The 21572-nt window shown below is 35.7% G+C and carries 20 protein-coding genes; 13 read left to right on the forward strand and 7 right to left on the reverse strand.

What is annotated here, in order from left to right:
• Positions 1-12: 12 nt before the first annotated feature.
• Together MUN87_RS08265 and MUN87_RS08270 are read right to left on the reverse strand one after the other, a co-directional pair.
• Positions 13-1848 carry a sensor histidine kinase gene (locus tag MUN87_RS08265; RefSeq protein ID WP_244747240.1) on the reverse strand — a complete coding sequence of 612 codons (1836 nt, stop codon included), beginning with the start codon at positions 1846-1848 and terminating at the stop codon, positions 13-15.
• On the reverse strand, positions 1845-2588 hold the full coding sequence (locus MUN87_RS08270) for a response regulator transcription factor (protein WP_244747241.1): 744 nt from the start codon (positions 2586-2588) through the stop codon (positions 1845-1847). The genes MUN87_RS08265 and MUN87_RS08270 overlap by 4 nt, the downstream gene beginning before the upstream one ends.
• Before the next feature lie 358 nt (positions 2589-2946).
• Here MUN87_RS08270 and MUN87_RS08275 point away from each other — a divergent pair, with 358 nt between their 5' ends.
• From MUN87_RS08275 to MUN87_RS08295, 5 genes are all read left to right on the forward strand, one after another.
• On the forward strand, positions 2947-3579 hold the full coding sequence (locus MUN87_RS08275) for a YesL family protein (protein WP_244747242.1): 633 nt from the start codon (positions 2947-2949) through the stop codon (positions 3577-3579).
• Positions 3580-3653: 74 nt separating this feature from the next.
• Positions 3654-4994, forward strand: coding sequence for an ABC transporter substrate-binding protein (locus MUN87_RS08280; protein ID WP_244747243.1), 1341 nt, complete (start codon positions 3654-3656; stop codon positions 4992-4994).
• A gap of 94 nt (positions 4995-5088) precedes the next feature.
• Positions 5089-5997, forward strand: coding sequence for a carbohydrate ABC transporter permease (locus MUN87_RS08285; protein ID WP_439649666.1), 909 nt, complete (start codon positions 5089-5091; stop codon positions 5995-5997).
• A 2-nt stretch (positions 5998-5999) separates the two neighbouring features.
• Positions 6000-6845, forward strand: a complete 846-nt coding sequence (locus MUN87_RS08290; protein ID WP_244747245.1) for a carbohydrate ABC transporter permease — start codon at positions 6000-6002, stop codon at positions 6843-6845.
• 292 nt (positions 6846-7137) lie between these two features.
• Positions 7138-8088: a calcium/sodium antiporter gene (locus MUN87_RS08295; RefSeq protein ID WP_244747246.1), complete on the forward strand. Its 951-nt coding sequence runs from the start codon at positions 7138-7140 to the stop codon at positions 8086-8088.
• A 27-nt stretch (positions 8089-8115) separates the two neighbouring features.
• Here MUN87_RS08295 and MUN87_RS08300 read toward each other — a convergent pair whose 3' ends face one another.
• Entirely contained in the window at positions 8116-9159 is a 1044-nt protein-coding gene (locus MUN87_RS08300) for a C45 family autoproteolytic acyltransferase/hydrolase (protein ID WP_244747247.1), read from the reverse strand.
• A gap of 517 nt (positions 9160-9676) precedes the next feature.
• The gene (locus MUN87_RS08305) at positions 9677-11689 is read right to left on the reverse strand and encodes a bifunctional diguanylate cyclase/phosphodiesterase (protein WP_244747248.1); all 2013 of its coding nucleotides are present in this window, start codon (positions 11687-11689) and stop codon (positions 9677-9679) included.
• A 1062-nt stretch (positions 11690-12751) separates the two neighbouring features.
• On the opposite strand from MUN87_RS08305, the gene MUN87_RS08310 reads away from it, so the two are divergent.
• Entirely contained in the window at positions 12752-13051 is a 300-nt protein-coding gene (locus tag MUN87_RS08310; protein ID WP_244747249.1) for a DUF378 domain-containing protein, read from the forward strand.
• Between the two features lie 356 nt (positions 13052-13407).
• Here the strand turns inward: MUN87_RS08310 and MUN87_RS22285 are convergent, their stop codons facing one another.
• The 3 genes from MUN87_RS22285 to MUN87_RS08320 form a co-directional block, all read right to left on the reverse strand.
• Positions 13408-13578, reverse strand: coding sequence for an aspartyl-phosphate phosphatase Spo0E family protein (locus MUN87_RS22285; RefSeq protein ID WP_255840642.1), 171 nt, complete (start codon positions 13576-13578; stop codon positions 13408-13410).
• A 283-nt stretch (positions 13579-13861) separates the two neighbouring features.
• Positions 13862-13990, reverse strand: coding sequence for a hypothetical protein (locus MUN87_RS22290; RefSeq protein WP_255840643.1), 129 nt, complete (start codon positions 13988-13990; stop codon positions 13862-13864).
• Between the two features lie 122 nt (positions 13991-14112).
• Entirely contained in the window at positions 14113-14649 is a 537-nt protein-coding gene (locus MUN87_RS08320) for a DUF7010 family protein (protein ID WP_244747250.1), read from the reverse strand.
• A gap of 277 nt (positions 14650-14926) precedes the next feature.
• Here MUN87_RS08320 and MUN87_RS08325 point away from each other — a divergent pair, with 277 nt between their 5' ends.
• The 7 genes from MUN87_RS08325 to MUN87_RS22295 all read left to right on the forward strand — a co-directional run bounded on the left by MUN87_RS08325 (position 14927) and on the right by MUN87_RS22295 (position 21571).
• Complete coding sequence (locus MUN87_RS08325; protein WP_244747251.1) at positions 14927-15895, forward strand: tetratricopeptide repeat protein; 969 nt, start codon at positions 14927-14929, stop codon at positions 15893-15895.
• Between the two features lie 357 nt (positions 15896-16252).
• Entirely contained in the window at positions 16253-17014 is a 762-nt protein-coding gene (locus MUN87_RS08330; protein WP_244747252.1) for a DUF1295 domain-containing protein, read from the forward strand.
• A complete protein-coding gene (locus MUN87_RS08335; RefSeq protein WP_244747253.1) occupies positions 17007-17408 on the forward strand; it encodes a DUF2177 family protein in 402 nt (133 codons plus the stop codon). Before MUN87_RS08330 ends, MUN87_RS08335 begins: the two co-directional genes overlap by 8 nt.
• Positions 17405-18226 (forward strand): DegV family protein, encoded by an 822-nt coding sequence (locus MUN87_RS08340; protein WP_244747254.1) that lies wholly within the window; start codon positions 17405-17407, stop codon positions 18224-18226. The genes MUN87_RS08335 and MUN87_RS08340 overlap by 4 nt, the downstream gene beginning before the upstream one ends.
• Before the next feature lie 55 nt (positions 18227-18281).
• Positions 18282-18437 (forward strand): hypothetical protein, encoded by a 156-nt coding sequence (locus MUN87_RS08345; RefSeq protein WP_244747255.1) that lies wholly within the window; start codon positions 18282-18284, stop codon positions 18435-18437.
• Positions 18438-19868: 1431 nt separating this feature from the next.
• A complete protein-coding gene (locus MUN87_RS08350) occupies positions 19869-20567 on the forward strand; it encodes an ABC transporter transmembrane domain-containing protein (RefSeq protein WP_255840644.1) in 699 nt (232 codons plus the stop codon).
• Entirely contained in the window at positions 20558-21571 is a 1014-nt protein-coding gene (locus MUN87_RS22295; protein ID WP_255840645.1) for an ABC transporter ATP-binding protein, read from the forward strand. The genes MUN87_RS08350 and MUN87_RS22295 overlap by 10 nt, the downstream gene beginning before the upstream one ends.
• Position 21572 lies beyond the last annotated feature (1 nt).

The following is a 21572-nucleotide window of genomic DNA, read 5'->3' on the forward strand; positions in this document are numbered from 1 at the left end:
GAGAGCCTATCTTTAGCCGTCTCGCTTAATACCATTCCTTTTTTGAGAAATCAGTGGTTTTACCATATCACCAGGTTCCTCACCATATCCAATGGGATGTTCGATCGTAATCACCGTTCCATATAACTGTTTACTTTTAATAATAAAAGTGAATTGATTATTAAATATCAATGATAACCGTTTATTAATATTAGCTAGTCCTATGTGATTGGTTGCATATTCATCCTTATCTAATTTTTGTCTTAGCTTACTTAGCTCAGACTTTGATATGCCTTGACCATTATCAATTACTGTAAAACGAATAACACCTTCTTCTTTTTTTCGAATTTTTATTTTAATATCGATTTGACTTAATTTTGATTCATAGTCAATTCCATGCTGTATACTATTTTCAATTAGTGGCTGCAATATAAATTTTAATACTTGAACAGATAATTTATCCTCATGATAATCCCATGTAATGCGAAAGTCTTTATCTGACCTGACCCGCAATATTTCAAGGTAATTTTTTGTATTGTTCATTTCCTCCTCCAGCGTAACGGTATGATGCTTGATTCGTAATGAAAAACTAAGAATATCTGTGAGCGTCTCTACCATTTTGGTGACCTTGTTTGGTTTACCTGTCAGTGCCATGGCTCGCCAATAAATAATGGCAAGTGTATTAGAAAGAAAATGTGGGTTAATTTGATTTTGCAAAGCCAATAATTCGGCTGATTGAAGCTCGTATTTCTTTTCATTCAATTCTTTTTCAAGCTCATTTTGCGCAATATAATGCTTAAGAATCCTTCTGACAATATATTGGTATTCATTGTCTTTAAACGATATATGCTTGATCAAATCTTTTTCCTTCTGATCCGATGTGTTCAATATTTTAATAATGTCACCTACATGCCTGGCATTTTTGCGCGACAAATAATAAATAGTTGCTGTTCCAAGAATAAGAGAAGATAACACGAATAATACCGTTAAAAAAAGCAGTTGATTAGGCACACGATAAATAATACTATTCTCTACCATTGAATAATAACGAAGTGGATATAAGTCCGATTGTAATTGACTGACAATAAAGGAGGTACCATTTATCTGAACCTCGAAAGTTTGTTTTGGATTGTCGGTTACCTCCTCATCAAATGCTAATTCCTCGCTTATACTATTTCCATACAACTTGGTATTCGTTTTATCTAATACAAAGATGCTTTGATTGTGATAATTATTTAATTCACTAATTAAATTCTCAAAATAACTTTGGTAAATATTTAATACGATTAATCCTTCTGAAGTCTGAGCATTCGAATTAAAGATATTACGATAAATACTGATAACAGGCTCTTCTTTTTCAAAATCATATTGTGATATTTGACGGTTTTTCATCCAAATAGCTCGATTTGTTGATTTCGCGTCATATTCTTCTAGCCAAGCATCGTCATGCATATTAGCAATGTTCATAAATCCTGATCGAGATGTAAGTACACGGTCATTATCATTCTCATAATAAATATACATCGAATGAATGTAGGATGTTGCAATTTCTTTTCTTCTCAAATTCCCTTCTTCATAGTCGATCATCTTAATATCCAGATAATTAAAATGCTCAGAATCAAAAAAATTTCGTAAAGATAACGTAATATCAGGATTCCAATTATAGTCAAGATTAAGTAAATACATTTCATTTAATACCGTATTGGTTTGTTGCTCAAGCTGCTGCAGCACATTTCGATTGTTAGCAGTAATCGACTCTTTGATATATTTATCAGTAATCACAATTGCAAAAGAACCGAGAATAAATACAGGAATCAATAATGGAAAAACAAAGAGGAGAATGTTTTTAATTAATATTCGATTATTCACGATTCCATGTTCTCCATGTTTGAAGTGCGATAATCTCTTGGCGTCATCCCATAATATTTCTTAAACATACGGGTGAAATTTTTGGGATTGTGATAACCGACTAGTTCACTAATTTCATATGTTTTGTAATGATAATCAACCAATAGTTCTGCTGCTTTTTCCATTTTGATTTTCGTCAGATAGGTGGAGAAATTTTCGCCTGTCTTTTCCTTGAAATAAGAACTAATATAGTTTGGAGACATGTTTAATACTTCCGCCATATCTTCTAAACAAATGCTGGCATACTGTTTTTGAATATGCTCTTTCATAGTACGAATAATATTTTCACAATAACTGGCCTGATTTTCATCTAATTCTCGCCACTCTTTATCCAGTTCTAGCTTCACCCTGCTAAACACTTCTTGAATTTCCTCAAACTTTCCTGGCTTCACTATATAATCCTTCACTCCATATTTCAGCGCTTCCTTCGCATAGGAGAAATCTTTATAGCCACTAAGAAAGATAAGGTAAATATTCGAACCACTTTCGTGAAGTTTTTTAGCAAGTTCAATGCCATCCAGAACGGGCATGCGGATATCAGACAGAATGACATCAATGTCATGTTGATCTAAATAATTTAACGCTACTTTTCCATCAACACAATCTTTCACTACATCAAAACCGATCTGATTCCAAGGAAAATAATTTTTCAATCCTATGCGAATTTCAGATTCATCATCGATAATCATCATTTTATACATGGTTAGGACTCCTTTCTTGATAAAGTGAGACTTCAATCAGTGGTTTTTTTACCCCACTGATTGTTAGCGAAGCTTATCAGGAAGTTATCGTCCGTTTATCCACCACTTAGCTTCTTATTTACCTCTCGAACCTTAAAGTGGGGGATAAACGGACGGTTAGTACCGTGATAAAAAGTATCTTCATCTTAGAAAGATCGTAAAAAAAGACACTTCTTATCAGAACGCATTAAAAAATGAGGACATTTGATAAGACAAATGACTATATAAAATTGTAAACGCTTACTATAATAAAGACAACCATTAATTTCATGGACTATATTGTTTGCCATCACCAAATTGAAAGGGAGGGACAGGTTGTATGAATGCAGTCCGGTTAACAGAGCTTGCTCGTAACTTCTGTATAGCTCTACTTAAATTAGTCTATCTCAATTTGCTTTGGTTCTTCTTTATGATCTTAGGTCTTGGTATATTAGGGATCGCACCAGCAACAGTAGCATTGTGTAATGTGGAGAAGTCATGGCTGGAAAAACAGCACTTACCTTCTATCTTCCGTGAATACTGGAATCAATTTCGTTTCCATTTTGTTAAATCTAATGGATTAGCTATTCTATTATTTGTGATAGGTTTTGTGCTTTATTTTGATTTGAAGTTTTTCATCGATAGAGGTGGCATGTTCAATCAAACCATCAGTATATTGCTATTTATATTATCTGTATGGTTCATGATTACCGTTATGTATATTCTGCCTATCTATACAAAATACCAGCTTAAACTGGTTGATTATATAAAGTATGCCTTTATTCTCGGAATGCTTAATCCGCTAAAGACATTCGGGATGGCTATATCTGCAGGTGGTATGATTTATTTATCGTTATATATTCCACAAATATTATATTCGCTTGGAATTAGCCTGACTTGTTTTATTGTGATGATCATTACCTTACAAGCTATTGAGGATCTGTCTGCTTTGCAGCACAAATATGCAAAATAACTTGATTTGAAGCAATTACATTACAAGTAGTTGTTTTAAATATATTTTTTTACAAAAAAGGGGAGATACATGTGATGTTTAAAAAGCGAAAGTCCTTGCTCTTACTCTTGATGCTCGTTCTTATTGTTATTTTTGTAAGCGGTTGTAGTACGGAAGGTGAAGATGTTGCCTCTGATAGCGGAGATGATGCTGGGAAAACAGAGAATAACGAAGATCAAATTGAACTGCGTATTTTATGGTGGGGTTCACAGAACAGGCATGACCGGACATTAGAAGTCATTGATAGGTATATGGAAGAAAATCCAAATGTGACGATATCACCTGAATTTACTGGATGGGATGGCTATTGGGAGAAGATGGCTACCCAAGCTGCCGGCGGGAATTTGCCGGACATTGTACAAATGGACTACGCCTATTTAACAGAATACGTTGGGAGAAATTTGTTAGTAGATCTGAATCCGTTTGTCAAAGAAGGGACATTAGATTTAAGTGATGTAGAAGATGTGTATATTGAGGGTGGAAAAATTAATGACAGTTTGTACGCCGTTAACTTAGGTGCAAATGTGCACGGTACAGTATATGATCCAGCCCTATTTGAGGAAGCTGGTATAGAACCGCCAGAGCCAGGTTACACGTATGAAGACGTTCAATCATTCGCAAAGAAATTATCCGATAATTTAGACGGAGCATATGGTGTTCAACCTACGGTAGGAACTAATCCGTTAAAACATTATTTAAGACAAAATGGCGTATCCTTATATGCACCAGATGGAAAAAGTTTAGGCTATGAAGATGATCAATTATTAGTAGATTTCTTACAAAAAACGGTGGATATGATCGAATCCGGCGCTGCTGCACCTCCCGATCTGTTTATGGATGCAGGTTCTATAGAGCAGCAACCGATTGTGAATGGTGATACTGCCATGTTACTCGATATTTTTAGTAATCAGTTAGTAGCCATCGAATCTGCAGCAGGACGTCCATTAGAATTGATGTTAGACCCCACACTCGAAGGTGGAGAAAGTGGTCATTTCCTGAAGCCTAGTCAGTTTTTCTCGGTGACAAAAGATTCTAAACATCAAGAAGAAGCTGCTAAATTCATCAGTTATTTCACAAATAACTTAGAAGCTAACGAAGTCTTAAATGCAGAACGTGGCGTGCCAATCGCTGGTACTGTTCGTGATCACTTAAGAGATAAACTGGATGATGCCGGAAAGAAAATGTTTGACTACGTGGAAATGGCGCAAGATTACGCTAACCCCATCGACCCGCCAGATCCTCAAGGGGCTACAGAAGTAGAAACATTGTATGTACGCGAAGTGGAGGAACCAATTTATTACGGGCAAGTCACTCCAGAAGAAGCTGCTGCTAATTTTAGAGAAAAGGCAAATGAAATCTTAGCAAAGAATGAATAAAGAAGAGGATGAGTCATCTATTTAGATGGCTCATCCACTATCAAGGAGGTGCTTGACAATGCAGGAGAATAGTTCGATAAAGCAGGATGCCGTCATGAAAAAGAAAAAACAATTAAGGTCCCAGCGTTCTATTGACATAACAGGTTTTACTTTTATCGCACCATGGTTAATTGGATTTCTCGGATTTATTGTCGGTCCTATGATTGCGTCTTTATATTTTTCGTTTACCAATTATGATTTACTTTCCGCTCCTTCATGGATTGGATTCGAAAATTATATCACAATGTTTACAGAAGATGCCCGGTTTATCCAAGCATTAAAAGTGACCTTTATCTTCGTTTTTGGTTCCGTTCCATTAAAATTAGCCTTTGCCTTATTCGTGGCGATGCTATTTAATACAAGAAGAAAAGGTGTCGGCCTTTACCGCACACTTTATTACGTCCCTTCTATTTTAGGTGGAAGTGTTGCCGTAGCAGTAGTTTGGCGAGAGTTATTCGGTCGTGAAGGTGCTTTAAATGATGTTCTGGCTATCTTTGGTATCGAGGGAACCAGCTGGGTAACCAGTCCGGATTTCGCACTATCTACACTGATTTTGTTAGTCGTTTGGCAATTCGGTTCACCAATGCTTATTTTCCTAGCTGGTTTAAAGGCAATTCCGAATGAGTTGTATGAAGCAGCAGCGGTTGATGGCGCCAGTCCCTTTTTACAGTTTATAAAGATTACGTTACCTATGCTCTCACCTGTCATCTTTTTTAACTTAGTAATGCAAACCATTCAAGGATTCATGGCGTTTACACAAAGTTTCTTGATTACCAATGGTGGTCCTATGGATCGCACTTTATTTTATGCGGTTTATTTATACGAGAAAGCCTTTGCCCATTTCGATATGGGATATGCCTCTGCTTTAGCTTGGATTTTATTATTGATATGCGCTTTATTCACTGCTTTGATCTTTAAATCAGCGCAAAGCTGGGTCTACTATGAGTCAGAGGGAGGCAAATAACCATGCGAAATAAATCCGCCCAAAAAACGATTATCTATCATGGCGCTATCATACTGCTTGGTTTTTTAATGATATATCCCATCCTTTGGACCATTGCCAGCTCATTAAAACCGGAAGATGAGATATTTCGAAATGCAGCTTCCTTACTTCCTTCTGAATTAAAATGGGGGAATTACCTGCAAGGTTGGGAAGGATTTGGAGATTTATCATTCTCCACCTTTTTTATTAATTCGACTTTCGTCACTACAATGGTAGTGATCGGAACTATATTTTCATCCACCTTAGTGGCGTTTGGTTTTGCTAGAGTAAAATTTCGCTTTCGCACTCCATTATTTGTTTGTATGATTGTGACACTTATGCTACCACAGCAGGTTACCTTGATTCCGCAATATATATTGTTCCATAATTTAGGTTGGGTGAATACCTACTTGCCTTTAATCGTCCCGGCTTTCATTGGTGGAATCCCCTTTTTTATCTTTTTAATGATTCAATTTATAAGAGGGATACCACGTGAACTGGATGAAGCGGCCTATATAGATGGCGCCAGCACCTTCGGGATTTTCTGGCGAATTATTTTACCATTAACCACCCCTGCTTTGGCAACCGTTGCGATATTCTCTTTCTATTGGACGTGGGATGACTTTATGACTCCATTAGTTTATTTAAATGATACAAAATTATATACCGTCGCACTAGGACTACAGTTATTCTCTGATCCTTCCTCTTTATCAGCGTGGGGACCAATGTTTGCTATGTCCGTTGCTTCTATTCTGCCACAGTTATTAGTGTTTCTGTTCTTTCAGAAGTATTTAGTAGAAGGAATTACTGCAGGAAGTGTGAAAGGGTGAAACGACTTGAATATGCTGTTAATAATGAGACACATGGAGCGCTCCTGTGTCTCATTTTTTTGTAGATAAAAAACATTGATTAACTCTCAATTAGCTAGTTTGACAAGTTTTGAAATCTTCTGTCAATTTTATCTGCACAATGTATGCAGATGAAGTTCTTTCATCCCCTCTCCAAGCCCAGCGATTGATGTTAAGTCAATTGGGGTATTATAATGAGGCGAAGACTATTCGCCTGCGTTTTAATACGTATACATAATCACCAAGCAGTTATCATCAATATGGAGGCAGATACATGGTTTATATTCTATTAATTGTCGGGTTCGCACTACTAATTAAAGGTGCCGATTTTTTCGTGGACGGGGCATCACATATCGCTGCTGCGCTTAGGGTCTCTCCCCTAATCATCGGGTTAACAATTGTCGCATTTGGAACCAGTGCTCCGGAGGCTACCGTGAGTATTGTGGCTGCGATAGAAGGCTCAGCAGGGGTAACGGTCGGGAATGTAATCGGGAGTAATATTTTTAACATTACGTTAGTTGTAGGAATTGGTGCGTTGATTTTGCCAATGCTTGTCGAAAATGAAACGATTAAAAAGGAAATTCCTTTTACCCTGTTAGCAGGACTGGCTATGCTTATTCTCGTCAGTGATGTTTCCCTGCAGCAATCCGCTGAAAATGTTGTGACGAGAGCGGATGGTATTATTCTCTTATTGTTTTTTGCGATTTTTCTCTATTACATTTTTGAAGTGGCAAAAAACAGCCGTAGTAAGGAAGAGCAGAATATGGTCGATCATAAAGCCTGGGGAAAGAATATCAGCGTAACAGTCGCCGGGGTTGCCGCGATCATTCTCGGTGGAGAGCTGGTAGTAAACAGTGCCACTGAAATTGCGCTCTCGTTTGGCATGAGCGAAACGCTTGTTGGTTTAACAATTGTGGCAGTAGGTACATCTCTTCCCGAGTTAGTTACTTCTGTCACCGCCGCTATCAAAAAAGAAAGTGATATAGCGATTGGGAATATCGTCGGCAGTAATATTTTCAATATCTTACTGGTACTAGGTATCACCGCTGTGATCTCCCCACTTACCATCGACAATCGCGTTTTCTTTGATATTATCGTCATGCTTCTATTGACGATCATCCTCCTGGTTTTCTCGAGAACCAATTTTAAGGTTGGCAGAAGAGAAGGTGGATTTCTCACCATCTCCTACATCGCCTATATGGTGTATATTATTATTCGAAATTAAATGAGACACAGCAACGTTGCTTGTGTCTCATTCTAATCCTTCCATATAAGGCATTCGTTCCTTCGTATTAATTTGACCTCTTACTTTTCTGATCCAGCTATCCTGCCCTTTTAGCCAATCACGAAAGGAAAAGGTAGTGGGAACACGATTATGGCCTAATGCAATGCCTGCTTCAAGCGAGTGCAGATCATAGACGGTAGTGTGCAAGGTTCCCCCAGATTGAGGATATTTTTCGGAAAACACTTCATGTTCGATATTATTTAGCAATTGAAAGGCGTCACGCTTGGTTAAGGATGGAGGCTGCTCTCTGAAAATGGCCATTCGTCGTTTGGAATCAGCCAAATGATAACGATTGGACTCTGTGAGTATATCAAAATGGTTGGTACTTACGGTATCCTCTTTTACACGAACAGCATCTGAGGTTGCCTCGACCACATGTCGATTGCCAAATCGGTCAGCCAGCACATAGTTAAATGCTACACGATGCGGCACTTCTTTTAATAATGCAATGGCTTCTTCATTAGACTGGCACGTCTCCAGCATCATCCGTGTAATGATTGTCGGAATAAATCCATCACCCGTGTTACGCCGGTTCACAAAATTATAGCCAGTCGTCAGCCCTTTCTCGTTGAGGCCATCCGCCCTTCCGACAATACGTTGCGAAGGACCGATCGTAGCATAACCGTGATCAGGCTGATAAAGCACAAACCTTCCCTCATACGTCTTCGGATGAAAATCATAATTACGGACAAGAAAATGATCACCGGTTATAATCGAGCAGCCGGACCGCCTCCATTCCTGCTGGAACCCGCTAAAATGGAGCAGTACTTGCTCAAGTGACATTTTCAACCCTTCCGCCAATCCATCTAATTCTTCGTAAAAATGTGGAAATAGTGACTTTGTCCATTGCACCGCCTCTTTTTGGTCAAAAGAAAAGCGTACCTTTTTCATACTATCCGAGTTGGTATAAATCGGATTCAAATAGGATTGCAGCAGCCACTGTCCCTGTTTATAACCGAAAGAAGCATGGTCGCCCCTAAATTGCATGACATCTGCATAATAATTTTTCATAGCTTGGTCTCTTACCTCATCTCTTGTTTGTAAAAACGACTGATTGTTAAGGAAAGCGTAGCATGAAACAGCTTGGAACCAAAGGGAATTGCTTGGATTGTTAGCAAATAACTCTTCATTAACAGATATTACGCAGTGTTTACGTCATAACAGATAAATTATATCAAAATGACCATTCTGCAATACATTTTCTGTTAACACATTCCATATTATAGAAACTAAACTTCATGTTTCAATATGACTATCGCTTTGACTGCTAATAAAAGGGTCCATTCCCCGTCTGTAGTTTCAGTAGAACGAAGCATCATAATATTTTAAAAAAAGTAAGCACTTATCCTCAGTTTCTATTGATTATAAAAATGAAAGAGGAGAGATAGCCATTGTTAAATTTTTTTAATTATTTGGTTTGCACGATAATATCCCATGATTTAGTAACATTTCTATCTACACCCGAGAATTTACTACTCTCATTTAGAAACACTCACATGAATTCAATAGCTTGAGCTTGCTAAATTTATCATTTAATCAAACTCGCTTCTCTTTGACTAGCCCACTCATCAATATGTTCAAACTTCATCGGTTTACTATAGTAATAGCCTTGCATAACAAAACAGCCCAACTTCATTAAATAATCGATATCTTTCTCTAATTCCACCCCTTCTGCCACAACATCTAAGTCCAGAGATTCAGCCAATACAATGATTGCCTGAATAATTGCTTGCTTACTCGGCTTTTCTATATCTTGTGTGAAAATCCGATCCAGTTTTACAGCATTTATAGGTAAGGTATCTAATAATCCGATAGATGAATAGCCTGTCCCAAAGTCATCCATAGACACTTTTACGCCTAGCTGACGAATTCTATTAAGTTGTCGGATTATATCTTCTACATCATGTAACATCATAGATTCCGTTATTTCTATTTCCAGTTTATCTGGATCTAATGTCGATTGATCTAATGCATGTTTAATTAATTCATATAGTGTGCCAGTTTGAAATAAACTCGGGGATACGTTCACTGCAACTGGTTGATTCAAGCCTTGATGAGTAGACCACTCATAGCATTGTTTGCAAGCAGTTTCCAGCGTCCACTTTGTAACCGAAACAATGATTCCGTTTTCTTCTGCGACCGGAATAAACTCAATTGGTGGCACTACTCCTAACCGAGGATGATCCCACCTAATTAACGCTTCAAATCCATATAGACTGTTTGTTTTCACGTTCCATTTAGGCTGATATTCCAAGTGAAATTGATCATCTTCCAGCGCTCGTGGCAAATCTTTCTCTAATTCCATTCTGCGTACTTCTTTCACTCCCATTTCTTCAGTGTACACGCAATATTGATTTTTTCCTTTTCTTTTGGCAATATACATGGCTGTATCAGCAGTCCGTAATAGTTTAGTATGACCGACATCTGAAATAGTTCCTTCCGCAATCCCAATACTGCCCGTCACATATAGTTCATTCCCATCAACCCGAATAGGCAAATTGATTTCTTTTAGAATATCATCAGCAATTTTCTCCATCCATGGTACCTCAGCATATTCACTGATAAACAAAAATTCATCGCCACCTATTCGATAGGCTCGTAATGAGTGACTTTCAAATTTTCGAAGAATCGCCCCTACTTCCATTAATAACAAGTCCCCTATTTCATGGCCTAACGTATCATTAATTGCTTTAAATTGATCTAAATCAAGGAATAAGACAGCTATTTTTTTGCCAATTGGTTGCTTACGAAAATAACGAATCATCTCGTTTCGATTGGCTAATCCGGTGACATTATCTTGAAATGCCATTTTCTCTAGGACAAAACGATCGAAAAACATCGCCACCCACGAAACCATAATAATCAAAAAGATGGTACCGATAACTCCGAATAAAAGAAAGGTATCTGGTGCATAATCGGTTCCTCCATGCGATACATGACTTTCCGTCATTTGAAAAGTAGTGGCACTCATTGCCGTATAATGCATTCCAGAAATGGCAATTCCCATGATTATTGCCGCGCCCCATTTTAACCAGGTGGAGGATGCATCATGACGAAACCGTACAAATAACAATAATGCTGCGTAAGATGCACACAAAGCAATCACCACGGATAATGTGACTAATCCTGGATCATACATCATTTCTGCATCCATTATCATCGCTTTCATCCCTAGATAGTGCATGGTGACTATGCCAGCACCCATCACACCCCCGCCACATGCGATTTTCCATTTATTAATTGCTTTGGGCATCGTAATAAAGAATGCAAGAAAAGAAGAAAAAACACTGGCAAGCATAGACAAAATAGTGATAAGAACATCGTAATCTACCATACTATGAGAACGATAAGCTAACATCCCAATAAAATGCATAGACCATACGCCAGCTCCCATAACGATAGATCCTGCAATTAACCAGAATAATTTACTCTTACCTTCTGCATTTGAAATTTTAGCTGCAATATTTAGTGCAGAATAGGATGCTGTTATGGCGATGATAATAGAAATAGCAACAAGAAAAATATTATAATCAGCATTCATTTACATTCAAATCCTCTCTCGGGAATGGATAGGGTAGTATAAAAACTAGGATAAAAACAAAAATATTCAAATCATCATTCGTCTATAACTTTTACGACAAGCTCAACTATCCCATCCTTATTTATGTTGATGGTTACAATAAGTAAGTAAACGACTTATAATGACATTATACTACAATATACCTTAAAAGAAATGAATTCGACCGAATAAATTAGTATAAATGAACTATTTTTTCTGCTTACTTTGGGAATATTATCGTTTTATTCCTATCAAAAACTACTATTTTAAAAAAACGCTCATTAAATAGTAGTTTGTTTACCATCCCTCTTATATTCCTAATACTTATAAGTTTTATATCTATTATACGTTTGAAATCCTTTATAGTTGTCCAAACTATTGAAAAATGCATGAAATTCAGATGTGAGGGTAGATTCATATGACAAAAATAAGACACGTGAAGCAAACAGCCGAATCCTTCTGCTGAAGTTGGTAATCGTCCCCTATATGAGAAATTGGACAAAAATATTTCAATTACATTTCGAAATAACCTTTCTTTTTTACAATATATGGCTCGATTCTGGAACAGTTTTATCTTTCGGCCCACGAGCAGCACGGCTGGTTTTAAAATATCATTTTCAATGGCAAGCTTATGATATTCTTTGGGAATTCTTGTTAACTCCTACTGTTCAAGCGTTCTATTTTCTTTTTTTCTTCATAAGATCCATTTGATTTATTTTTGCGAACTCATTTAGCAAAGGCAGATAAAGTCAGCTCTTATTCTTTAATAGTCTTAGCCAAGGTTTATCTAAAGCATGTAGCTGGACAATTTGCTGTTTAAACTATTCGAAAAATGTTCTTTTCCCTCTCTTGGTCATCATTAATTCTCCTCTTACACATATGGACAAAGTTTATATAATGTTTGTCCATATGTCCAACTAAGTGTAACTTATTCACTATTTCACCTCAATTTTTTATAGTAAATAAACTTTTAAAATAGCGTATAACTTATATAAACAAACAAATAATACACAAGAACAATACATGATAAAGGAGACTATCTAAATGAATTCATTACAACGTATCGCTTTAGCACTCGTTATAATCGGCGCTATTAATTGGGGCTTAATTGGATTATTCCAATTTGATTTGGTTGCATCCATTTTTGGTGGACAGGATGCTGCGCTTTCAAGAGTCATCTATACTTTGGTAGGAATTAGTGCATTATGCTGTTTACCGTTATTATTTGCGTCAACAGCAACTGAGGAAAACTCTGGCATCGAGAGAAATAGAAATTTAGAGTACACTACTGAAATTGCGGAAGAAACGGACCCGTCTGAATTTAACAATAATAACAAAAAATAATTGCTTACTTGACTTATGGGACTGATTTTCTTATCGGCCCCATTATAGAATAACTCGGCATTCGCCTCGTCCATTAGCGAGTGCCGTAGTTTTTCTTATACTTGGTACAACCAAAATTTTCACTACGTCGCGCTTCTTCATTGCTAAAATATTATGTTCCCCTACCATATAAAGTGAGACTTCAATCAGCGGGGGTATTACGGACGGTTAGCCTCGTGATTAAAAAGCCCACCACTATGAAGTGATGGGTGTTAGGAGAGTATATCAGAGTTTCACTCTGGCTTTTCTAGTTTTACCGTATAATAAAAATTCATTCAGGATAAGTTCAAAAAATAATAAAATTTCAAATGGAACATCTATTGTTTTGTTATTTCGTCCAGTTGGTTTAGCAATCCATCCAACTTCTGTGATATTTTAACTAGTTCTTTATACTCTAAATTATTTTGGTATGAGATGTACATTTCCAATCTGACATCTTCTATTTCCTTTTCCAAACAATCTGCAGTAGGCAAACACAACCTCCTCACAACTTAATAGTTCTTTCTGAAGGAATTTAACCTTTAGCTATCTACAGGTTCCTTCTAGTAAATTACTCCTATAATTGGAAGCTTCGCTACTTACATATTAAACCAAGAGGACTTAAATGTCGAACAATGAAATAAAATGAAGAATGGAAACAAAAATAAGAAGCCCTTATCCTGAACTAAGAAAAGGGTTAATAGAACGAATAGGATAAGGACTATGGATATGAGTTGGAAAAAATTCTTCCTTCATTAGCAGTAACACCTAGGTTAAAGGTTCACCATCAATTCAATCAAAATAATCGTGTTTAATTTCTTTTATCATTTCCAGAAGTGCGTCTATTTCTCGAATAAAACATTCTATTTCTTCATGTGTGTATTTATTTAACAAAAAGAGAGAGAACTCTCGTTCTGACATAAATTCCCCCTATACCCATAATTTATTATTATATTTTATTCGACACTAACGTATGAATTTCCTTCTACAACTGATAGTAGTGTGTCAATATATTTAAAAAATGATGAGAAGTATGTATTTCATTATTTCTTTTTCAAATCTATGAATAGTGCAAAGATCATGATTGCAAGCAAGATGATAACAGCTAGAGGTATCATCCAAAGATTTTGACCAAGCGATAGCCAACCAACTACCATTATTACAACTGATGTTACAGGCGACATTACATAATATGCTTTTGCATTATACAACCAACCATACGGAAAAAAATGAGCACCAGTAATAATGGCAAAAATCATTACAGCTTCGTTTGGACTATTCCCTATTGCCCAAAACAAAATAGGAAAGTACATTATTTGAGCAAGATTTAAATATAAACCTAACTTCCCTAAAGGACTATCCTTAAGTTGCCAATCTGATTTTATCAGAAAGGAAATAGCGATCGATAAAGGAAACATAATACCTGATGCTATCAGCATAAAGATATTCTTCGTATAAATGTCTAACGGCAGTAAAAAAACAATCATAATAATTAGCCATATAATAACTCCAGCAAACAAAAAGGCAACACCATTTTTTCCGCTTTTCGATAATTTATTCCTTGTCTCAACTAGATTCACAATTTCTCCTCATTTCTTAAATCGCAGTGATGTATCATTTATAGATACTATCACAGTTAACTATGCAAATATACAATTTATAATATCTTTCTCAATGAGACTTACCTTTAAAAGACATTGTAAAATATAGTCAATCGAACCTTTAAAGCCACCCATTATCATAAGTCAAATTAACTATATTCACAGTCTTTAATGCTTGGTTATTGTTTCCAAAAAGTACTTCGGGTACAATGACAATGGTTTTATACATTTCAAAATATCAACTAGGAGTGGTCATTTGAATAAAGGATTATTGTGGCTTTTATTTTCTTTTTTATTTTTAGCAGGGTGTGGATTACTTAGTTCAACGGACCCACAATTCTCAAGAGAAAAATATGATAGATGGTATGATAAAGAAGAATATCAAAAAGCCTTGAACCATGTCAATGAACGTTTAGAAAGCTATCCAGAAGATCCGCTTTTATGGAATGAAAAAGGTTATATTCTTATTAACATGGAGCAATACAGTGAAGCATTAGTACCATTAGAGAAAGCAATTGAAATTGATGCAGAATCAGACAGCGCCTATAATAATAAAGCATTGGTATATAATGAAACTGGAGAATACGAGCAAGCAATTGTAGCAGCTCAAAAAGCTATTGACCTTAGTGAAGAAGAACCAGAACAATTTATTAATATGGGTAACGCATTATCTTTTCTGGAAAGAGATGAAAAAGCGTTAGAGTACTTCAATAAAGCATTAGCAATTGATGCAAATGCTCCTTATGCTCAATATGGTAAAGGAGTATCATTATACTTCTTAGGTAAATATGAAGAAGGCATTCCTTACTTTGAAAATTTTCTTCATTCCTATCCAAATGATATTGATGCTTTATGGTACCTTGTTTATTCGCATGATACCTTAGGCGATTATATGGAAACGATCCCTTATTTAAATCAGATCATTGATCATCAGAATGATAATCCGATTAATACGATGGACTATAAGGGTTTGATGTTAACTTACGCAGGTAAATGGGATGAAGCGGCTACCGTTTATAATGGAATCATCGAGCAATACCCCCGTGAAGCTATTGGATATTATGGAAAAGGAGTTCTCCAGATTCAAAAAGGACAGACAGACAATGGATTACAATCTTTAGAGCAAGCGGTCTCTCTAGATAATAGTTTGAAGGACACTGCTTATAATGATCCCTTGTTGTCTAGTGTTTATCAGCATGAACTGTTTAAGAGTATTGTAGAATAATAGTGATCATTCGCTTTAAAATAATGACATGACTATAAGTGAGAAGGAATATGCCTTCTCACTTAACTATACCCATAAATTTAAAAACTGTTGATTTCATTTTTTCTTCTGAAATAACACTTTCTACTAATTAATCACATTTTACAAAGTCTGCCGCTCCATTTGACTTAACTTCCTCTCGTTTGATTTCTTATTTTTTTATCTCCTTATTAATTTCAACATGTATAGCAACGAGCAAGTTGTTTCATTTATTGTTCCGCTATTAAATTCATTTAGGTCTATAGATGTTATACATTGATACTTTTAGGGTAATATTCCTATATTGAGCATTTACTACATTAAAAAGGGGACAAACAATTGCTAATACTAAGTATCATTTTAATTTTATATTTATTTATGTTGATCGGCTGGCTAGTCGCAGTAAAGAAAGACAATTTTGGACTAGTCGACTGTTTTTGGGGTATTACATTTATCATTACTTCAGTCGTAACGTTAATTTTTACGAAAAATATAAACATCGTTTCCGTTTCAATTACTTTATTTGTTACTATTTGGGGCGTTAGATTAAGTGGTTATCTATTCGCCAGAAATTGGAATAGCCAGGAAGATTATCGTTATCAAAACATGCGAAAGAAATGGAAAAACCCTAAAATCACTGCGCTTTTTCGCGTTTTTCTATTACAGGCAACCATCTCCCTCTTCTTCTCATTAGGAATTATCTTAGGTATTTTGTATTCTGATGAACCATTCTCTCATGTACCGTTATATATCGGGATAATGATTTGGATTATTGGATTTATATTTGAAAGTGTCGGAGACTACCAATTAAAACAACATCGAACAAAAAACGCTGGGACTATCATTACCCATGGGTTATGGAAGTATACAAGACACCCTAACTACTTTGGAGAAGCGGTAATGTGGTATGGTATTTCAATGATGGCCAGCAGCCATCCAATGGGGCTTGTATCCTTTGTCAGTCCACTTTTACTTACCTTTTTCTTATTAAAAATCTCAGGTGTCCCTTTATTAGAGAAAAAATTAAAAACGAAAAAAGGTTATCTGACCTATATGAGAAGAACGAATAAATTTATACCAGGACCACCAAAAAATGATTAAAACAAGAATATTATATATACTTCTAAGCTATGTGGTCTACATTCTGTTAGATGGAATCTGGTTAAGTGTTATGGGACCCCTTCTATATCAAGATTTATTACAAGGGGTTATAAACACTACCCCACCAATTTGGCAAGCACTGGTCTTTTTCGCTCTATATAGCATATGTATGCATGTCCTGGTTTTGGACAGGTTGCAATATACCCGATCCCGTTTATGGAAGGCAGCGATTTTTGGTTTTGTAGCTTACGGTACATATGGAATGACCAATTATATGACAATCGAAGAATGGCCACGTACTATCCTCATAATTGATATCGCTTGGGGAATGATTGTTACTGTCTTAATATATCTAGTAACCAGCTTAGTCTACACCAGGAGGAAAAACGTATGAAATTAGCATTTGTATTTGATAGCACCGTATTAATTCCTGAATATGTTCCTTTTGACTATTGTATAGTTCCATTGCATATAACGTTTCAAGAGGAACATGGGAAAACTACGGTACCATCTGATCATAAAAATATCTATCAATCTATTCGCGAAGCATCCAATATACCAAAAACGGCTCAACCTTCACCACAGGCATTCGCTGAAGCTTTTGCTGACCTTGCAGAAAAAGGCTATGATACCATCGTTACCATTACGATGTCCTCTGAGTTATCGGGGACATATAATAGTTCCAGTATTGCCGAGGTTCCAGATAGTTTAAATGTGTATATGATTGATTCTAAATATGTCTCGTACCCGATTTACGATATGGCGTTGCGCATCCATCAATTAGCATTAGAAGATGAAAAGAATGTATCAGAAATAGTTGAGCAGGCCCGAGATTGGCATCAAGATTACCAAAGTATAATCTGTGTTAATTCATTAGAGAATTTGCGTCAAAGCGGAAGAATGAACCGATTTACATATTTAATAGGTTCTAAGCTTCATATTAAACCAGTAGTAGAAATTAAAAATGGAAAACTCTCTCTTGTTAAAAAAATACGCACAATTAATCATGCAATTGATTACGCAATATCCACCATTCCTAACCATATAAAGGTCTTATATATTCTTCATTGTGATGATGAAAAGGTAGCTCTTGAAATTAAAAAAAGGTTATTTAAAGATGGGAAAAAGCCTGAAATAATCGTTGATAAACTAACTCCAATTATCGGCATTCATGGTGGTATTGGATCTTTTGCTTTAGCTTATCGAAAATGAAGCATCCATCGCCTTTCAATACTTTGTCCAATCACGCATGGGAGAGTAATCTTAAATGAGATTATTCTTCAAAACTAAACGGTTTGAACAAATCGGTATGGATCATGTTAAACCTTACGAAGACGATACAAGAGAGCATCAAGCCATGACATCACAAAAAGCAAATTTTTCGAACGTCACAATATTAAAAAGTCCAATTTCTTTCTGTTAGCATGAAGAAATTGGACTTTTTCGTTATATAGTTATCTATGCTTTTTTCTCATCATTTCAATCTTACTTCATTTTAAATTCCTATTTTTAGTAAGAACCTATTATATCTTTAGCAACTAACCATTTCTCAATTTTATAAAATATTTAACAAGCATTGATATTCCAGTAAAAAAGAAAAGAATTAATAGAAAAATAGAAAAGCCATTATTAGAAATATCTTATAAGGTTTGTATTTCTTATATATAAAAATAGAAAAAACGCACAGAATCCACATATACTACTTATCAGATAGAGGTTTGCTTCTATCTTATTTCTCATGATATTCCCTCCAAAGTAATACTTTCTAGAATTCACCTGTATTTTATTAGAAAAATTTCTAAAAATGAAAATTCATTAATTTTTATGTTGCGACAGTAGTATCGTTGTTCACTATTTTTTCCTAGCCGTGTATTTACCGGCAATCACTGCCTCATTCGATAGATTTTTAATAGTTATCGCCTCTTTCATCATGATGTTACATCCTACTTTAAACGACAGATAACCGTTTATCAATAGACCAGTTTTTATTTTAATTATTTAACGATGCAACTTTACTAGTTGATCATCTTTCAGATAATAAAAAAATAGCTTCCAAGGGGGGCATTAGAAAAGCTGTTTGCCCTCATCCTATAGCAGAGGCATCGTTTTTCTTATACTTGTTACATCATATATTTTCACTATATCCAACTGCACCTTCGCTAACATATTATGCTTTCCTAACGAACCTTAACCAGTCTCCCCCTCTCCCTTTTACAAAAATATAACTTCTTTTTCAAAAAATTAAAATAAAAGTGATCCAAAAACGATCTATAAACAATAGCTTAATAGAAATAATGAAAGAGAGGTGAACACAAATGACTGACGTTACTCAAATTTTAAGTGACATTTTAGGCGATAGTGTGAATGACTCTGGAAATATTTCAATCGACGTAAGTGACTTACTTTAAAACGAAAAAGAAATAAAAATGCTAAAGGAGATGAGCAAATGTTAGACGTAACTCAAATTCTAAGCGATGTATTGAATGATAGTGGAAATGATACAGGTAATGTAGATTTTGATTTAAGCAACATTCTTTAAGGAAGCAGCTAATAGAGAGGGAGTGACCAAAAATGGATATTACTCAAATTCTTAGTGATGTATTGAATGGAAGCGGAAATGATACAGGTAATGTTGATATCGATCTAAGCGATATTCTATAAAACACAAACAAAAAGAGGAGTGAAAAAACATGGATATTACTCAAATTCTTAGTGATATATTAAATGGAAGCGCAAATGATACAGGTAATGTTGATATCGATTTAAGTGACATTCTTTAAATAACGTAGGAGGAGCAACTAATCAATCATTCAGTTGCTCCTTTTTTCAATTAGCGTAAGGTGGGAGAGAAAAAATGAAAATATTTATAAAGAAGTTTGGACATCCATATAAAAAACCAATTACTATCCTGTTACTATTACTGCTGCTTCAAGTAACAACGCAGCTGTTATTACCATCCATTATGGCCGTAATGGTAGATGAGGGAATCGTAAACAATAATATTCCCAAAATACTATTAATGGGAATTATAATGTTAGCTGTAGCAGTACTCGGAGTTGGTTTTGCAATTGGTGCGAACTATTATATTTCTAAAGTTACGCAGCGTGTGGCGCGTGATGCTCGAAGCGATATGTTTTACACCATTGAACGATTACCTAGACAGCAATTTGAATCGTTTGGGGAATCTACTCTTATCACCAGGACTACAAACGATATTATGCAAGTGATACAATTCCTAAACACGCTCTTACGAGTAGTTGTGATGGCACCAATGATGTTCGTTGGAGCATTGGTTTTGTCTTTATGGATGAACCCTACCCTTTCATTAGTCATTTTCACTTCTCTTCCTCTTCTTATTTTTTCCGTATGGTTTATTGCCAGAAAAGCCACACCCCTGTTTCATCGAATCAGAGATCAAGTAGATAAGATACACTTCGTCTTACGTGAAACATTAGCAGGAATGAAGGTTATAAAGCTTTATAAAAAAATCAGCGTGAAAAAAAACGATTCAAAGACACCAATTACAGTTACTATAATTTATCATTGTCTGTAAATAGACTAATGACATACTTAACACCTGCAATCATGTTAATTTTGAATTTTTCTATTTTAGTTATCGTCTGGGTGGGCAGCTCTCTGATTAGTAATGGGAATTTACAAGTTGGGCAGTTAATGGCATTTATTCAATATGCTATTCAAATAATGTTTAGTGTTGTAATGGCTTCTGTTGCACTAACAGCTTACCCGAGAGCTTCTGTTTCAGCAAGCAGAATGATGGAAGTTTTGGATATAAAGCCTGGATCAGCCCAACCAATTAATAAACATATTCGCAAGCAAATAAAAGGAAAAAGTCTACAATTGAACGATGTAAGTTTTTACTATCCAGGTGCAGAACAACCAGCTTTATCTAATATAAACATGACCATCAAGCCAAACAGAATAAACGCTATTGTAGGAGGTACCGGGTGCGGTAAATCAACATTACTTCAGTTATTACTTAAATTTTATAAACCGACCTCTGGTTCCATTCATGCCGGATCGGTACCTCTTGAAGATTTTAAGGAAGCTGATTGGAGAAATGCTGTAGGATATGTTCCGCAAAAGAATCATTTGTTTACAGGGACAATGGAAGAGAATATCAGACTAGGAAACGTAACTGCAACAAATGAAGAATTACTAAACGCAATCGAAGATGCCAATTTACGACCGTTGATAGAAAGCTTTTCGAACAAACATCATACAAACCTAAAACCTAAAGCTGCTAATATGTCCGGGGGACAGAAGCAACGAGTTGCACTTGCAAGAGCATTTATTTCAAATGCCCCGATATTAATGTTCGATGATAGCTTATCCGCATTAGATTTTAAGACTTCAGAGTATGTACAAGCTTCGTTCCGAAAGAATACTAATGTATCTACTATCATTGTAGCTAGCCAGGATATTCATGCAGTGAGTTATGCTGATCATATTGTGATTCTTGATAAAGGGAAAGTAGTCGCTAGTGGCTCCTATCAGCAATTAACTGCTGATGATTCGTTTCGTGTAAAGGAAGGATAAG

It is taken from the genome of Gracilibacillus salinarum, assembly GCF_022919575.1.
Taxonomy (GTDB): Bacteria; Bacillota; Bacilli; order Bacillales; family Amphibacillaceae; genus Gracilibacillus; species Gracilibacillus salinarum.

Bases quoted from the DNA above. Each gene is read 5' to 3' on its own strand.
- MUN87_RS08270 (WP_244747241.1), bottom strand. From the start codon at position 2,588: ATGTATAAAATGATGATTATCGATGATGAATCTGAAATTCGCATAGGA.
- MUN87_RS08275 (WP_244747242.1), top strand. From the start codon at position 2,947: ATGAATGCAGTCCGGTTAACAGAGCTTGCTCGTAACTTCTGTATAGCT.
- MUN87_RS08280 (WP_244747243.1), top strand. From the start codon at position 3,654: ATGTTTAAAAAGCGAAAGTCCTTGCTCTTACTCTTGATGCTCGTTCTT.
- MUN87_RS08285 (WP_439649666.1), top strand. From the start codon at position 5,089: ATGAAAAAGAAAAAACAATTAAGGTCCCAGCGTTCTATTGACATAACA.
- MUN87_RS08290 (WP_244747245.1), top strand. From the start codon at position 6,000: ATGCGAAATAAATCCGCCCAAAAAACGATTATCTATCATGGCGCTATC.
- MUN87_RS08295 (WP_244747246.1), top strand. From the start codon at position 7,138: ATGGTTTATATTCTATTAATTGTCGGGTTCGCACTACTAATTAAAGGT.
- MUN87_RS08300 (WP_244747247.1), bottom strand. From the start codon at position 9,159: ATGAAAAATTATTATGCAGATGTCATGCAATTTAGGGGCGACCATGCT.
- MUN87_RS08305 (WP_244747248.1), bottom strand. From the start codon at position 11,689: ATGAATGCTGATTATAATATTTTTCTTGTTGCTATTTCTATTATCATC.
- MUN87_RS08310 (WP_244747249.1), top strand. From the start codon at position 12,752: ATGAATTCATTACAACGTATCGCTTTAGCACTCGTTATAATCGGCGCT.
- MUN87_RS22290 (WP_255840643.1), bottom strand. From the start codon at position 13,990: ATGTCAGAACGAGAGTTCTCTCTCTTTTTGTTAAATAAATACACACAT.
- MUN87_RS08335 (WP_244747253.1), top strand. From the start codon at position 17,007: ATGATTAAAACAAGAATATTATATATACTTCTAAGCTATGTGGTCTAC.
- MUN87_RS08340 (WP_244747254.1), top strand. From the start codon at position 17,405: ATGAAATTAGCATTTGTATTTGATAGCACCGTATTAATTCCTGAATAT.
- MUN87_RS08345 (WP_244747255.1), top strand. From the start codon at position 18,282: ATGAGATTATTCTTCAAAACTAAACGGTTTGAACAAATCGGTATGGAT.
- MUN87_RS08350 (WP_255840644.1), top strand. From the start codon at position 19,869: ATGAAAATATTTATAAAGAAGTTTGGACATCCATATAAAAAACCAATT.